Genomic DNA, 14,926 nt, shown 5'->3' with positions numbered 1-14,926 from the left:
TTTTGCAGAAGGGGATAGAGCATCGTTTGTATAAATGATAAGTTTTTAGAAAATTCAGTTTTGTGGTTGCGTATTGCGATGTTTGTTTAAACAGGCCAATTCTATTCATATAGAAAATTTTTATCCTTGTTGTATTTGAATATGAATGAGGTATTTATGCCAAGGAATATAGGTGATTTTATATAGATTATGATAGATAAATTTTTGGTATGGAGTGATAATATGGAAAGATTTTTTGTAGAGTTAGTCGGATCAACAAATGATTTTTTATGGTCTAAATTGTTAATTATTATGCTTGTTATTTGCGGAATTTATTTTACATTTAAATTGAATTTTGTACAGTTTCGAATGTTAAAAGAGATGGTCCGTGTATTAATGGAGGGGAAAAGTGGTTCTAAAGATCAAATCTCTCCTTTTCAAGCGTTTTGTATTGGTATGGCAGCCCGCGTTGGAACAGGGAATATCACAGGAATTGCGATTGCAATTGCATTAGGTGGTCCTGGAGCTGTATTTTGGATGTGGATTATTTCTATTATTAGCTCGGCCTCCAGTTTTGTCGAAAGCACATTAGCACAGATATATAAAGTAAAAGATAAAACTGGTTTCCGCGGTGGTCCATCCTATTATATGGAAAAAGGGTTGAATAAACGTTGGATGGGAGTATTATTCTCTATTTTAATCACAATTACTTTTGGTCTTGTATTCAATTCAGTACAATCAAATACAGTTACAATTGCTTTTCAAAACTCATTTGGTACAGATCGTCTAACAGTTGGGATAATCATGGCCATTGCTTTCGCTGCGATTATTTTTGGTGGTGTACAACGTATTGCAAAAATGGCTGAATACAAGGTGGTATTTTTAGCGGTATTATACATTGGAGTTGCATTATTTGTTGTAGTTACCAACATATCAAAAATGCCGGAAGTTCTTTCTCTTATTGTTCAAAACGCATTTGGTTTTAAACAAATAGCAGGCGGTTCAATTGGTGCAGCACTTATGAATGGAGTTAAACGTGGTTTATTTTCAAATGAAGCTGGTATGGGAAGTGCACCAAACGTTGCCGCAACAGCAACAACAAGTCATCCGGTGAAACAAGGACTGATTCAAGCATTTGGTGTATTAACGGATACACTGATCATTTGTACTAGCACTGCCTTTATTATTTTGCTGTCTGATGCATATAAACAACCGGGGTTAAATGGTATTGCACTTACACAAGCAGCATTAAGTGAACACATAGGTCTTTGGGCATCGGGTTGTCTTGCTATCTTTGTTTTTTTATTTGGATTTGGTGCGTTAATTGGCAACTATTATTATGGTGAAACAAATATTCGCTTCTTACATACAAGTAAAGTGTGGTTAATGATATACAGAATAAGTGTGTTGGCTATGATTGTATTTGGTTCTGTTGCAAAGATTCAAATTGTATGGGATTTAGCGGACTTATTTATGGGCTTTATGGTTATTATTAATTTAATTGCTATTACCTTACTTTCAAAAGTAGCATTTGCGGCGTTACAAGATTATATAAACCAGAAAAAAGCTGGTAAAGATCCTATTTTTTATAAAGAAAACATTAAAGGGCTTGAAAATATTGAATGTTGGGATAGTTATGAGAAAACTTCAAAAAAGAAAAGTGTGTAATAAGAAGGATATTCAGACTGCAATATGTCTGAATATTTTTCTTGGTTCTAGTGCAAATAGTATTGATTATAGTAAAGAAAAAATCATTCTATATAAAGTTAATAGTACGGGGGAATATGATTAAATGATAAAGGATTCTAGCGTTCAAGTTGAGGGTCAAGAAAAAGTTTGCTTAGATCAATGGGTAGCTCATTATCGAGCGTATGCAGCTAAGGGAAGAAGCGCCAGTTATATTCCCGCTCTGGGGGAAATGAATGTATCGCAGTTAGGTATTTGTATAGTAAAGCCAGATGGAACAATGATAAAATCAGGAGATTGGGAGATACCTTTCACATTACAAAGTATATCAAAAGTAATCGGTTTTATAGCCGCTTGTTTAAGTCGCGGTATTTCTTATGTATTAGAACGAGTTGACGTAGAGCCAACTGGAGATGCCTTTAATTCAATTATTCGTTTAGAGATACATAAACCAGGAAAACCTTTTAATCCTATGATCAATGCTGGAGCGATTACGATAGCTTCACTTTTGCCAGGGACATCGGTGCAAGAAAAATTAGAATCTCTATACGTATTAATTGAAAAAATGATAGAGAAGCGTCCCGCTATTAATGAAATAGTATTTCAATCAGAATGGGAAACGGCTCATCGTAATAGAGCATTAGCATACTATTTAAAGGAGAATGGTTTTCTAGAATCAGATGTGGAGGAGACACTAGAGGTTTACTTAAAACAATGTTCGATTGAAATAAATACAGAAGATATTGCCTTAATAGGGCTTATACTAGCACATGATGGATATCATCCTATTCGCAAAGAACAAGTGCTCCCTAAAGAAGTAGCTAGGTTAACAAAAGCTTTAATGCTAACTTGTGGAATGTACAATGCTTCTGGAAAATTTGCTGCTTTCATTGGATTACCAGCTAAGAGTGGGGTATCCGGCGGAATTATGACACTTGTTCCCTCAAAATCTAGGAAGGATTTATCGTTCCAAGATGGATGTGGTATTGGTATTTACGGACCAGCCATTGATGAATATGGGAATAGTTTACCAGGAATTATGTTGTTAGAACATATTGCAAAAGAATGGGATTTAAGTATATTTTAAAAAGGAGCACAGATATTTTGGTGTTAGAGCGAGTCCAAAAGTGTTCAGACCTTATATTGTGTCTGAACATTTTTGGGTTATAAAGTATCTTTCTAAAGTAGAAGGTTGTAATGAATACTCACAATCTATAATGCTTTCGTTTATATCTTATTTATCAGTTTTTGAAAAAAATAGAGTAAGTATTGTATTAATGCAAATAGGTTTGTATACTGACTGTTAGGCGAAAGTGAGAAGTGATTATTTTGAATCTTAGTAATTTATTAAAAAAAGACATCTATATTCTCGTTTTAATGATACTTACAGTACCCTTAGTAGGTGAAATAAAGTCATTTCCCTTAAATGAAACATTTAGAATGAGCTTTGGCGCACCAACATTTTTCTTTTTTTTGTTATTGTTTCGACGAATTCCAGCATTTTTACCGGGTTTTTTAACAGCGATAGTCGTGGTAGTATTTCGTATCTCAATGGATGTCATTATAAAGGGAAATATGGATTGGCTAGCCGCTTTTCATACTCACTATCCTAGTTTTTTCTTTTATTTTACTTATTCGTATCTCTTTCATTTAGCAAAAATCAAACGTTTTTATCATCAACCACTAATGATTGGTTTTATTGGTTGCATGATTGAAATACTGTCAGACTGTGTGGAATTAATGATTCAATATTTCGTATTAAAAACATCGATCACATCCGAGGCAATAAATGAGATCATTGTTATCGCATGTTCCCATAGTTTTATAGTTCTAAGCTTTTTCAATATGATGAAATTGTATGAAGCGCAATCAAGGGAGAGACATATAAAGAAGCAAAATGAACACATGCTCATGCTTATCTCTAATTTATATGAAGATGCTGTTCATTTAAAGAAAACATTACAAGATGCTGAGAATATAACAAAAAAATCCTATGATTTATATAAAACCTTAGACTCTTTTGAGCACAAACAGATGGATTTTCAGTTTGAAGATTTAAGGCAACAGGCATTACAAATTGCTGGTGAGGTCCATGACGTTAAAAAGGATAACCAACGTATTTTTGCGGGACTTTCAAAATTAATTTCTGATGAAAGTTTTACAGATTATATGTCTGTGCATGAACTAGTAAATATCATTATACGGGCAAATACGAAATATGCACGGTTGCTAGAGAAAGACATCCAATTTGTGTATAAAATTGATGGTGTGCATCCTCATTATCATATTTACACAATCTTATCTATTATAAATAATATCGTTACAAACGCTGTAGAAGCTATCCAAGGTATGGGAACCATCACAATTGACATTAATAAAGAACACCATTTTGTTGAATTTCAAATAGGCGATAATGGTCCTGGTATTTCTTCAAAATATAAAGATTCAATTTTTGAGCCTGGGTTTACTTCTAAATATGATGATTTAGGCAACCCATCGACAGGTATCGGATTATCGTATGTTAAAGAAATGGTCGAACAACTTGAAGGTGATGTTACGCTTGAGGACAGAACCGAAGGAAAAGGATCAATTTTTATAATTAGATTAGGGATTGATCATATAATTTCGAAAGGGTGATTGTATGTATTTTTATATAGTAGATGATGAAAAAGCGGTTCGCTCAATGTTGGCTCAAATTATCGAGGATGAAGATCTTGGGGAGGTTATAGGTGAAGCTGAGGATGGTTTATCTTTAGAGCAACAAATGCTAACCCTTAAAAATATAGACATTTTATTTATCGATTTGTTAATGCCGATTCAAGATGGAATAAAAACAATCCGTCAAATAAAACCTTCGTTTAAAGGGAAAATCATCATGGTCTCTCAAGTAGAATCAAAAGAATTAATTGCTGAAGCTTATTCGCTTGGTGTTGAATACTATATTATTAAGCCAATTAACCGGATTGAAGTATTAACAGTTGTTCGGAAAGTCATTGAACGAATTCGTTTGGAAAAATCAATAAAAAACATTCAAGAATCGCTTAATATGGTACTAAAATTGGATAGTAATTCAAGTGTGCAAGAAAAATACCGTAATGAAAAACATTTAAATACTTTCAATCATTTTCAAAATTCCATTCATTTTCTTTTGTCTGAATTAGGAATAGCCAGTGAAAGTGGAAGTAAAGATTTAATGGATATGCTAGATTATTTATATAAATATGAACAAGATAACACGTTGGAACAAGGCTTTCCCTCACTAAAAGAGATTTTTATGAATTTGGCTCAAAAAAAACTTGGGGATTCAGCTGAAGATGCCGAATTAAAAAGGTTCATAGAAGCTTCCAAACAACGGATTCGGAGAGCAATTTATCAATCATTAAACCATTTAGCATCCCTTGGACTTACTGATTTTTTAAACCCGAAGTTTGAAAATTATGCTTCTAGATTTTTTGATTTTACTACCGTAAGAAGAAAGATGACAGAATTGAATAATGAACCAACATTACCTGCTCGTATTGATACGAAAAAGTTTATTCAAGTTCTTTATTTTGAAGCAAAACGAATACACTTGGAGTTAAGATGATAAACTCTTGCTAAGTATTATTTTTAATTGATAGATTGATAATAATTTTTCTTTTTATTCTCCTTTATTTCATATTAGTTTTAAAATCAGAAAATTCCGTATCGATTCGGTAGAAGTGTATGAATTTAGAACAAAAGAATATGTATTTTTTATTTTTTTAAACATTAATATTCATTAAAAAAAAACGAGTATTTTCACAATAAAATATAAATACATAGTAAGTTGAATTTAAAAAAAGATGCTATCTTCTAGCATCTTTTTTTCTTTAAGAGGGAATATCATTGATCCTTATATTATTTGAAATTCAAATGCGGGCATATAAATAAGGGAAAAGGAGATAATATTTAACAAATTATAATTGGAAATGGTATTTTAGGTCAGAAATGTTTTTATACTAATTAGGTTATTGGTACTAAATAAGCATAATGTCTCGCTTTTCTGCTCTTTAATCTTATAGTTATTTTTTATTAAGTACATATCGTTTTTTAGAAATCTCAATCCTAGCAGAGTATATAAATTGGGTGATAAAAATGTGGAACATAATTACTTCTTATCTTCCAGATTGGAAAGTCTTTGTACAAGCTTTTATCTTGTTTTTAATTCCGTATACTATCTCAAGATTTTTTCATTGGGTTCGTATGGCAGAGAAAGAGTGGGAAGAATGAGTTGGTGGAAGTCAAGAGACAAACAAGTGAAAAAAAATAATATTCAAAATAAAACGAAACAAGATCATAAACCATCTCAAAATGCAAACGTTCATTTCACAAATGATTTTGCCTCTAACTTAGAACTTATAAAGCAACAAATCGGACATAATTCTGATGTTCGCTTTCGGAAGTTTAATATTGGACGCACAGATATTCAAGCTGGGATCGTTTTTGTTGATGGTCTATCAGATAAAGAGATAATTGACAAACATATTATGAAATTACTAATGGATGATTTTTCTGATGAATATAAAAATGAATCTTCTTATGTGGAGGGGACTGTTTCAAAAGAATATATTAAAAATAAAGTTCTTACAATTAGTGAAGTAGCAGAAGTCCATTACATAAAAGAATTAATACCAAAAGTATTGATAGGTTCAACAGCTCTTTTAATTGATGGTTTAGCAGATGTGTTTATTCTTGGTACAACAAAAGCAAATAAACGAAACATTGAAGAACCAGTATCGGAGGCATTAGTCAGAGGGCCACGGGTCGGTTTTACTGAAGTATTAAGTGATAATACCTCACTTTTGCGACGACACTGTGCGGATGAGAGCTTATCATTAGTAAAGCTACCAGTAGGAGAACGTGCAAAGAAAGAGTTAGTCGTCGCATTTATTAAAGATCTTGCTAGTACAGAATTGGTGGATGAAATAAAAAACAGAATTCAGAAAATTGACATAGACAGTGTACTCGAATCTGGTTATATAGAGCAACTCATTGAAGATAATTATCTCAGTCCCTTTCCGCAGATTCAAAATACAGAACGACCTGATCGTGTTATTAGTGCTTTGATGGAAGGTCGAGTAGCTATTTTGTTAGATGGAACACCATTTGTTTTAATTGCTCCAGTTACATTTAGTATGCTGCTGCAATCACCAGAAGATTATTATGAAAGGTGGCTTCCTGGTACGCTTCTCCGCTTATTACGCTTCATGACAGCTTTTGTTTCATTATTTGCTCCAGCACTGTATATTTCTTTTATTTCATTTCATCCAGGATTAATTCCCACTAAGCTCGCTATTTCTATTATCGGATCGCGAGAAGGAGTTCCTTTTCCCGCTTTAATAGAAGCGTTAATTATGGAAGTAGCTATCGAAGTTTTGCGAGAAGCAGGTTTACGTCTGCCTAAACCGATTGGACCTGCAATGGGAATTGTGGGCGGTTTAATAATTGGTCAGGCTGCCGTAGAAGCAGGAATTGTTAGTCCAATAATGGTTATCGTTGTTGCGGTAACAGCTATTTCTTCTTTTACTATTCCGCAATATAGTGTGGGAATTACGTTACGCATTCTTCGTTTTGTAGCTATGTTTTGTGCTGCGATATTTGGCTTGTATGGTGTTATTCTCTTCTTTCTTTTACTTTGCAGTCATTTAGTGAAACTGAAAAGTTTTGGCGTTCCTTATACTAGCCCTGCTGTTCCGTATCGATTTAGTGACTGGAGAGATTTTATGGTTCGCATGCCATTAAAAATAATGAGACGTCGACCGAAAATAATGCATACCAAAAAAACTATCCGCAAAAGGTAGCTGATGACGAAAGGAAGTGGCCTTCAGTGATTACGAAACCTAAAGACCGAATAACAACTTCGCAAGCAGTTGTTATTATTGTAAATTACATACTTGGGACAGGAATTCTCACTTTGCCTAGAGCATCTGTGGAAAAAGTGAAAACACCAGATGTATGGCTAAGTGTTATATTAGGTGGGATACTCGCAATGGTTTCAGGAGTAATTATGGTCAAATTAAGTCAGCAGTTTCCAAATAAAACATTTTATCAATACAGTCAAGATATTGTAGGGAAATGGATAGGCAGGTTGCTTAGTTTTCTTATTATAGGGTATTTTCTTACAACTTCAGCATTTCAAATTCGTTCAATGGCAGAAGTAATAAGCTTTTTTTTGCTAGAAGGAACCCCCACATGGGCTATTGTTATGCCTTTTATGTGGATAGGTCTCTATTTGATTATGAGTGGTATTAACTCGATTGCACGGATGTTTGAAATAATATTTCCTATTACTTTTTTTATTTTTTTACTCATTTCCTTTATGAGTATCGGAATATTCGAGATAGATAATCTCCGTCCTGTATTAGGTTTGGGAATTAAACCAGTGTTAGATGGGATAAAAACAACGTCTCTCGCATATACAGGTCCTGAAATTATGTTGATTCTTTTGGTGTTTATGGAACAACGAAAGAAAGCAGTAAAAGCTATTTTAGTTGGAATTTCAATTCCGTTAATCTTTTATGTAATAACTGTTGTAATGGTCATTGGTGCATTATCAATTGATGGGGTTGTAACAAGAACATGGCCGACAATTGACCTTATGCGCAGTTTTGAAATTTCCGGATTGATATTTGAACGTTTTGAATCTTTACTGCTTGTAATATGGATTATGCAAATATTTGCTACATATACGATTAGTTATTATGCAGCTGCATTAGGATTAGCGCAACTCTTTAAAAAGAGTATTCATCCGTTTATTTTGGCTTTGATTCCAATCATTTACATCATTGCTATGACTTCGAAAAATATAAATGACTTGCTTAAATTGGGGGATATGCTCGGTAATGCTGCTTTATTTTTATTTGGTTTACTGCCACTGCTTCTTCTCATTATTACGCGATTAAAAGGAGGAGTAGTGTGAAACATAAATTTAATTATATGCGGTTCTATTTGGCTTTGTTAGGGACGCTTTTGCTTCTATTTTTAACAGGATGTTGGAGCAGTAAAGAAGTAGAAGAGTTGAGTTTAACTGCAGGTATAGCACTAGATAAAGGGAAGGATTCAACAATCGAGAAAGAGGATGAGGAAGGAGGTTATCCTAAAAGAAATCTTATAACAGCTACTTATCAAATTGTTAGTTCGCAAGCACAAAGTAAAGGAAACGGACAGCAAAAACGTTATATAAATGTTTCTGAGACCGGTGATTCCATTCATCAAATTGTTCGTGAGTTTTCATTGAAAAGAGAGAGCACAATGTTCAGCCCACATTTAAAAAACATTGTTATTAGTGATAGACTTGTACGTACATACAGTTTAGAACAATTACTTGAACAGTATCTCCGTGACAATGAAGTTCGGCTTAGCTGTATGCTCTTAATTAGCAAGGGTCTAGCGAAGGAGGTACTGGAATCAAACAAAAAAGGAGAAATCCCAGCATTTCGTTTGTCTGGAATTGCAGATAATAGAAATAGAACAACAAGGATTTTACCTCCTGTATCGCTCGCTAAATTGGAAGGAAAGATGCGGTCAGGGTCCAGTTTTCTTTTGCAAAATGTAATCTCGATAAATGGGGAAACAAAATTTGCAGGAGCTGCTGTAATTAAAGGGAAGACAAAAAAGTTGATGGGCTTTTTAAATGAACAGGAATTGGAAGGAGTAGTATGGATAAACGGAAAAAGGAATGGTGGTGTGGTAAAAACTTTTGATAAAGAATCAAAGAAACTGATTATATACGAAATAAAGTCAATAAAAAGCAAAATCATACCACATGTTAACGGAAATAATATTTCCTTTGATGTAAACATTGAATCAGAAGGGCGTTTGTCTGAAAATTGGATGCAATCAGGAAAAGATTTTGAAAATGAATTTTTAAAAAAGGAAGAAAAAGCTATTGAAAAAGAAGTAAAGCACTTAGTACATCATGTTACAAAAAAAATACAAAAAGAATACCAAGTCGATATTGCGGGTTTTGGCAACCAATTAAGAATTAAACACCCGAGAACATGGGAGAAAGTCAAAAAAAATTGGGATCAAACATTTAGTAAGGTATCGATTAAATATCATATAAATGTAACTATACAAGATTATGGAGCGTCAAGTTTAAAACGGTGAGATACCTTAATTGAAATTATATTTGCATCAAAACAAAAAGTTACAAAAATTTTAATTTAAAAATTTTTGTAACTTTTTGTTTTTTTATGTCCTTCTTATTATAGATTAAAGAAATGATTTTATCCGGCTATTTGCCGGGCAGTAAGACCCCCACCTCAAAATTCAGCGAAAGCAAAGAAGTTATTAGAGGTATATGTAAGCTCTATATAGGAAGGAGAATTTTGAAATTCTATTGATAAACCAAGTAATTGTAATAGCCCTTATTTAGAATAATAATTTCAAAATCAATAAAAATTAGAGTAGAAGGAGCAAGAGCAAATTATTATGAATAAACAAATAGGATTCATCGGATGTGGAAACATGGGTATTGCTATGATAGGTGGGATGATTAAAAAAAATATAGTTTCTCCGGATCAAATAATTTGTTCAGATTTAAACGTCATTAATTTAAAAAATGCTAGTAATGAATATGGCATAACTATAACTACTAACAACAATGAAGTCGCTAACAGTGCTGATATTTTAATTTTATCAATCAAACCAGATTTATACTCATCGGTAATTAACCAAATAAAAGATCAAATAAAAAATGATGTAATCGTTGTAACTATTGCTGCAGGAAAAAGTATTAAGAGCACTGAGAATGAATTTGGTAGAAAGTTAAAGGTTGTTAGAGTAATGCCTAATACACCGGCACTTGTTGGAGAAGGAATGTCTGCGTTATGTTTTAATGAAATGGTTACAGAAAAAGATATAAAAGAGGTACTTAACATATTTAATATTTTCGGCCAGACGGAGGTCGTAAATGAAAAACTAATGGATGTTGTTACATCTATTAGTGGTTCTTCTCCAGCATATGTGTATATGTTTATAGAAGCCATGGCAGATGCTGCTGTACTTGGCGGTATGCCGAGAAAACAAGCTTATAAATTTGCGGCTCAGGCTGTATTAGGTTCTGCAAAAATGGTATTGGAAACAGGAATACATCCAGGTGAATTGAAGGATATGGTTTGTTCTCCAGGTGGAACGACGATAGAAGCTGTAGTAACGCTAGAAGAAAAAGGTTTAAGAACAGCTATCATTTCAGCTATGAAACGTTGTACGCAAAAATCTATGGAAATGTCTAGTTTAACTAGTAAGTGAGAAGCGAATTTATATAATATTTCAAATCTATTTAATGTAAAAGAAATATTATGAGGCTAGTTAATAACTAAGTAAATTTATATACAACACTAAAGAGAAAAACAAACCTTATTTTAAAGGGGATACAGAAAATATGAGTAATTTACTAAAAAAGAAATCCGTTACACAATTGTTAGAGCATAATCAAAGCAAGACTTTAACGAAAACATTAGGAGCATTTGATTTAATTATGTTAGGGATAGGCTCGATAGTTGGAACAGGGGTTCTTGTGTTAACTGGATTAGTAGCAGCAAGAGATGCTGGTCCAGCAGTTATTTTTTCATTTGTACTTGCAGCAATTATATGTGGATTTATAGCATTATGTTACGCAGAAATTGCTTCCACACTCCCGGCATCTGGTAGTGTGTATACGTACTCATATACAACAATTGGTGAGTTTGTTGCTCATCTAGTAGGTTGGTCATTGCTGTTAATATATATCGTGGCAACAGCGGCTGTCGCTGCTGGATGGACAGGCTATTTCCACAATTTAATAAAGGGGTTTGGATTAGAGATACCTAAAGCTCTAGTAAGGATTCCTTCGCATGGTGGTATTGTGAATCTACCAGCAGTAATCATTACATTGATATTAGCATGGATGTTATCCCGTGGTACGAGGGAAAGCAAACGAATCAATAATATAATGGTATTGATTAAAATTGGAATGATTTTGTTGTTTATTACGGTTGGTATATTCTATGTAAAACCAATGAACTGGATACCAATTGCACCATACGGTTTAAGTGGAGTTTTTACGGGTGGAGCAGCTATTTTATTCGCTTTTACGGGTTTTGATATATTAGCAACTTCAGCAGAAGAAGTAAAAGATCCGAAACGTAATCTTCCGATCGGTATTATTGCATCGTTAATCATATGTACAATTATTTATGTTATGGTATGCCTTGTTATGACAGGAATGGTTTCCTATAAAGAATTAAATGTTCCTGAGGCGATGGCTTATGTAATGGAAGTTGTAGGACAAGGAAAAGTCGCTGGTGCAATTGCTGCAGGTGCTGTAATTGGCCTTATGGCTGTTATTTTTTCCAATATGTATGCGGCAACACGAGTATTCTTTGCAATGAGTCGTGATGGATTGTTACCGAAATCATTTGCGAAAGTTAATAAGAAAACTGGAGCACCCACTTTTATAACTGGATTGGCAGGAATAGGGAGCTCTATAATAGCTGGGTTTATTGATTTGAAAGAATTAGTTAATTTAGTTAATATCGGTAGTTTAGTGACGTTTGCGTTAGTTTGTCTATCAGTTATTATCCTTCGTAAATCACACCCAAATTTAAAACGTGGATTTATGGTACCTTTTGTACCTGTATTACCATGCGTTGCAATTGTATGCTGTGTGTTTTTAATGCTAAATTTACCGTTAAGGACATGGGTGTACTTTAGTATTTGGATTACTATTGGGGTAGTAGTATATTTCCTTTATTCGATAAAACACAGTAATTTAAATGAGGAAACGATCTCGAAATTACATGATAAAATTGCGAGATAATAACGATCGAAAATTTTATTAATAATCATATTGAAAGTTGAGTAACATAGAAACAGTTTTTTGACATTTAGCAAGAGATAAAATAAGAGATGCTAGGGCAGCTAAGTACTTTTTTAGAAACCTTGCTTGTTTTTTACGATTTAAAACTGCTAAGGAGAGAGAATTATGAGTGAATTGCATTTTATGAGTATAGAAGAATTGGATAATAAATTGAAAAAATCTGACAGTGGTATTTATTTCATTAAAGACTATAATGACAATATTATTTATGTAGGCAAGGCTTTTAGTATAAAAAGTAGAGTATTAGCTCATTTTAATAGTTATTCCAATATTGAGGAATATGTACATTTATTTAATAAAGTAGCGTATCTCATTGAAGATAGTTTGTTAAAACGCTCATTGTTACAAGTTACTTACATGATTAAATATAAACCAGTATTAAACAAAGAAGTACAAAAAGAATTCCCAGAGTTGTATACTCAATACATTAAGCAGACAAATAAAAAATCCATGTTGTTAGAAATTGATGAAGCTAAAGAAAAAAGGGATGAGTTAAAGAATAAATTAGTAAAATTAGTGGGTGGAAAAACTATGTTTTATGACATAATTTCTCTGTTAAACAATGGGTATAACTATCATGTCCTCGCAAAAGTATTGAGCATAGAACTTCAAACTTTAATTATAATAAAAGAACACCGAAATAAATTCCCGATACCACATAATTATAAGAGGACAATAAAACATCAAGATATAATGTATGCTTTATCTGGAAAAAAGAATTTAAGTACTTCAAGGTTAAACACTTAACTTTAAAATAGTAAATTCGTTGCTTTTGTAGCTTTTATTGTTATATTGAAATGCAATGTACATTCGTGTTTCAAATTTAATTGGTGGAATAAGGGGAGGGAAAGGGTTCCTATAAAAACACTGGAATAAATTAGGTTACTTGTGCGTAAATAGCATAATTAGGCACATGTTATTTATAAATATTCAAAGATACGAAAGTAATACAAATGAAATTCTTATTTCTGCTACTACAAGTACTATTGAGCAAATGAAGTATGAAATTGCTTTTGAACTAAGAGTCACACTGGGACCTGATACATCACATCATCTGCAAATGGTTCGGATCGGTGGAGAGATTACAAAACGCTTAGTTTGAATGGCTGAAAAACAGTTAACAGGTCAATACAGATTACACTAAGAAAATAATCCGTATATATACGGATTATTTTTCCTTTAATTTACAAAAAATAAATTTCGAAATTGAAAAAACCTCTCAGATTCCTTTGTAATAATCTTTTTTAGTTGTGTTAATGACATAGGTATTGAAAGGTGATAAATTCGATACGAACAATGTAAAGGCCCTTAAAAGGGTTTTGGTGTTATTTATAATTTTAATTCCATAATACTTAAGCCGATATAATAAAATGTTTTATGTCTAAATCGATATAAAGGAATAGTTTTTAAGTGATATTTCTTTTTTATAGAATAAGCAAAACCTGATATTGTAGTAATTATTGTTTTGAGGTCAATTTACTGTGCACCTTGGTTATTGAAGTTTTTTGTTGATTAACAACTATTGTATTTGGAAATTATTAATAAGTTTATCTCGCTATTTGCCGGGCAGTAAGACCCCCACCTCAAAATTCAGCGGAAGCAAAGAAGTTAGGTGGGAGTCTTACTGCCCGTAAAAGCCCGATTGGTGTGGGCTAATAATCAGTGGGGGATGAACAAAACCCCACTGATTAAAGTTTCACTTTATGTGATGCGGTAATAAAACTATCTAGTTTGCTATTTTTAGTATTTGTAAAGTCCATATATATTTTCCTCTTTTGTGGAAAGTAAAACTAATGTTGCGACCAGTAATATAGTGTCATTTTTTTGAATATTCCATTCGTTTTTTTATGTTTAGTTGAGTACTTGAATTTCCTCCACCTTGTACTTTTCAAAGCATAGTGCTTCAAAAATAACCGTATCGCTTTCATCTGTTTCCAATTTCAAAACTTCTTTATTATCTTTTTTTAAAATTTGGAGCAAAATAGTTTTTCAGTTTCATATTTAAATTAGCAGTATTTATTTTTTTGAATTCAATTTGTATAAGTGATTGAATTGGAACTTTGACTGTTGTTTCTTGCGGTGGTACAGTATCTCCTGTTACTTTCGCTGTATTTTAAATCTTTTTCCAGCTTGGTCCTCGCATTGACTACCACTGTATTTTGTAGTACTTCACTGTTTTCTCAAGTTCAATAATTATATCTTGTAGAATTAAGAAAAGAACTTAACTTATTTCATTTACTTATCTACTCTGATGTTTAGATGCTAACTACAATTAAATAATATATGATTTTTATAAAAAAGATATAGTAATATTTTGTTGTGAATTGTACTAATTTGATATTTTATAGTATTATTTGTCGTGAATTATATCTAACAGAA

The 14,926-nt window shown here is 32.6% G+C and carries 13 protein-coding genes; 12 read left to right on the top strand and 1 reads right to left on the bottom strand.

The annotated features are described in order from the left end of the window. Positions 1-222 precede the first annotated feature (222 nt). From EKQ63_RS16540 to EKQ63_RS16490, 12 genes are all read left to right on the top strand, one after another. Positions 223-1,647, top strand: coding sequence for an alanine/glycine:cation symporter family protein (locus EKQ63_RS16540; protein WP_087952644.1), 1,425 nt, complete (start codon positions 223-225; stop codon positions 1,645-1,647). A 124-nt stretch (positions 1,648-1,771) separates the two neighbouring features. Next, positions 1,772-2,752 (top strand): glutaminase GlsA, encoded by a 981-nt coding sequence (gene glsA / locus EKQ63_RS16535; protein WP_087952646.1) that lies wholly within the window; start codon positions 1,772-1,774, stop codon positions 2,750-2,752. A 233-nt stretch (positions 2,753-2,985) separates the two neighbouring features. After that, on the top strand, positions 2,986-4,302 hold the full coding sequence (locus EKQ63_RS16530) for a sensor histidine kinase (RefSeq protein ID WP_087952648.1): 1,317 nt from the start codon (positions 2,986-2,988) through the stop codon (positions 4,300-4,302). A gap of 4 nt (positions 4,303-4,306) precedes the next feature. Then, the gene (locus tag EKQ63_RS16525; RefSeq protein ID WP_087996864.1) at positions 4,307-5,251 is read left to right on the top strand and encodes a response regulator; all 945 of its coding nucleotides are present in this window, start codon (positions 4,307-4,309) and stop codon (positions 5,249-5,251) included. Positions 5,252-5,781: 530 nt separating this feature from the next. After that, positions 5,782-5,916, top strand: coding sequence for a hypothetical protein (locus EKQ63_RS30485; RefSeq protein WP_087952651.1), 135 nt, complete (start codon positions 5,782-5,784; stop codon positions 5,914-5,916). Then, the gene (locus EKQ63_RS16520; RefSeq protein WP_140421333.1) at positions 5,913-7,487 is read left to right on the top strand and encodes a spore germination protein; all 1,575 of its coding nucleotides are present in this window, start codon (positions 5,913-5,915) and stop codon (positions 7,485-7,487) included. The genes EKQ63_RS30485 and EKQ63_RS16520 overlap by 4 nt, the downstream gene beginning before the upstream one ends. 26 nt (positions 7,488-7,513) lie before the next feature. After that, a complete protein-coding gene (locus tag EKQ63_RS16515; protein ID WP_087952652.1) occupies positions 7,514-8,605 on the top strand; it encodes a spore germination protein in 1,092 nt (363 codons plus the stop codon). Then, entirely contained in the window at positions 8,602-9,795 is a 1,194-nt protein-coding gene (locus EKQ63_RS16510) for a Ger(x)C family spore germination protein (RefSeq protein ID WP_087952654.1), read from the top strand. Before EKQ63_RS16515 ends, EKQ63_RS16510 begins: the two co-directional genes overlap by 4 nt. A gap of 324 nt (positions 9,796-10,119) precedes the next feature. Then, the gene (proC, locus tag EKQ63_RS16505) at positions 10,120-10,938 is read left to right on the top strand and encodes a pyrroline-5-carboxylate reductase (RefSeq protein WP_001041296.1); all 819 of its coding nucleotides are present in this window, start codon (positions 10,120-10,122) and stop codon (positions 10,936-10,938) included. Between the two features lie 133 nt (positions 10,939-11,071). Then, entirely contained in the window at positions 11,072-12,487 is a 1,416-nt protein-coding gene (locus tag EKQ63_RS16500; protein WP_143881280.1) for an amino acid permease, read from the top strand. Between the two features lie 165 nt (positions 12,488-12,652). After that, positions 12,653-13,294 carry a GIY-YIG nuclease family protein gene (locus EKQ63_RS16495; protein WP_063547308.1) on the top strand — a complete coding sequence of 214 codons (642 nt, stop codon included), beginning with the start codon at positions 12,653-12,655 and terminating at the stop codon, positions 13,292-13,294. 166 nt (positions 13,295-13,460) lie between these two features. After that, the gene (locus EKQ63_RS16490; protein ID WP_000897404.1) at positions 13,461-13,649 is read left to right on the top strand and encodes an alpha/beta-type small acid-soluble spore protein; all 189 of its coding nucleotides are present in this window, start codon (positions 13,461-13,463) and stop codon (positions 13,647-13,649) included. A gap of 749 nt (positions 13,650-14,398) precedes the next feature. Here EKQ63_RS16490 and EKQ63_RS16485 read toward each other — a convergent pair. Beyond that, a complete protein-coding gene (locus EKQ63_RS16485) occupies positions 14,399-14,527 on the bottom strand; it encodes a peptidase (protein ID WP_087996869.1) in 129 nt (42 codons plus the stop codon). Between the last annotated feature and the right edge of the window lie 399 nt (positions 14,528-14,926).

Origin of the sequence: Bacillus sp. BD59S, assembly GCF_007363175.1 — a bacterium.
GTDB lineage: Bacteria > Bacillota > Bacilli > Bacillales > Bacillaceae_G > Bacillus_A > Bacillus_A pacificus.
Note: the sequence above shows the minus strand (reverse complement) of the source record. Positions and strands in the feature narration are given on the sequence as shown.

Coding starts and splice junctions, on each gene's coding strand:
- EKQ63_RS16495 (WP_063547308.1), top strand. CDS start 12,653: ATGAGTGAATTGCATTTTATGAGTATAGAAGAATTGGATAATAAATTG.
- EKQ63_RS16520 (WP_140421333.1), top strand. CDS start 5,913: ATGAGTTGGTGGAAGTCAAGAGACAAACAAGTGAAAAAAAATAATATT.
- EKQ63_RS30485 (WP_087952651.1), top strand. CDS start 5,782: ATGTGGAACATAATTACTTCTTATCTTCCAGATTGGAAAGTCTTTGTA.
- proC (WP_001041296.1), top strand. CDS start 10,120: ATGAATAAACAAATAGGATTCATCGGATGTGGAAACATGGGTATTGCT.
- EKQ63_RS16540 (WP_087952644.1), top strand. CDS start 223: ATGGAAAGATTTTTTGTAGAGTTAGTCGGATCAACAAATGATTTTTTA.
- EKQ63_RS16500 (WP_143881280.1), top strand. CDS start 11,072: ATGAGTAATTTACTAAAAAAGAAATCCGTTACACAATTGTTAGAGCAT.
- glsA (WP_087952646.1), top strand. CDS start 1,772: ATGATAAAGGATTCTAGCGTTCAAGTTGAGGGTCAAGAAAAAGTTTGC.
- EKQ63_RS16490 (WP_000897404.1), top strand. CDS start 13,461: ATGTTATTTATAAATATTCAAAGATACGAAAGTAATACAAATGAAATT.
- EKQ63_RS16525 (WP_087996864.1), top strand. CDS start 4,307: ATGTATTTTTATATAGTAGATGATGAAAAAGCGGTTCGCTCAATGTTG.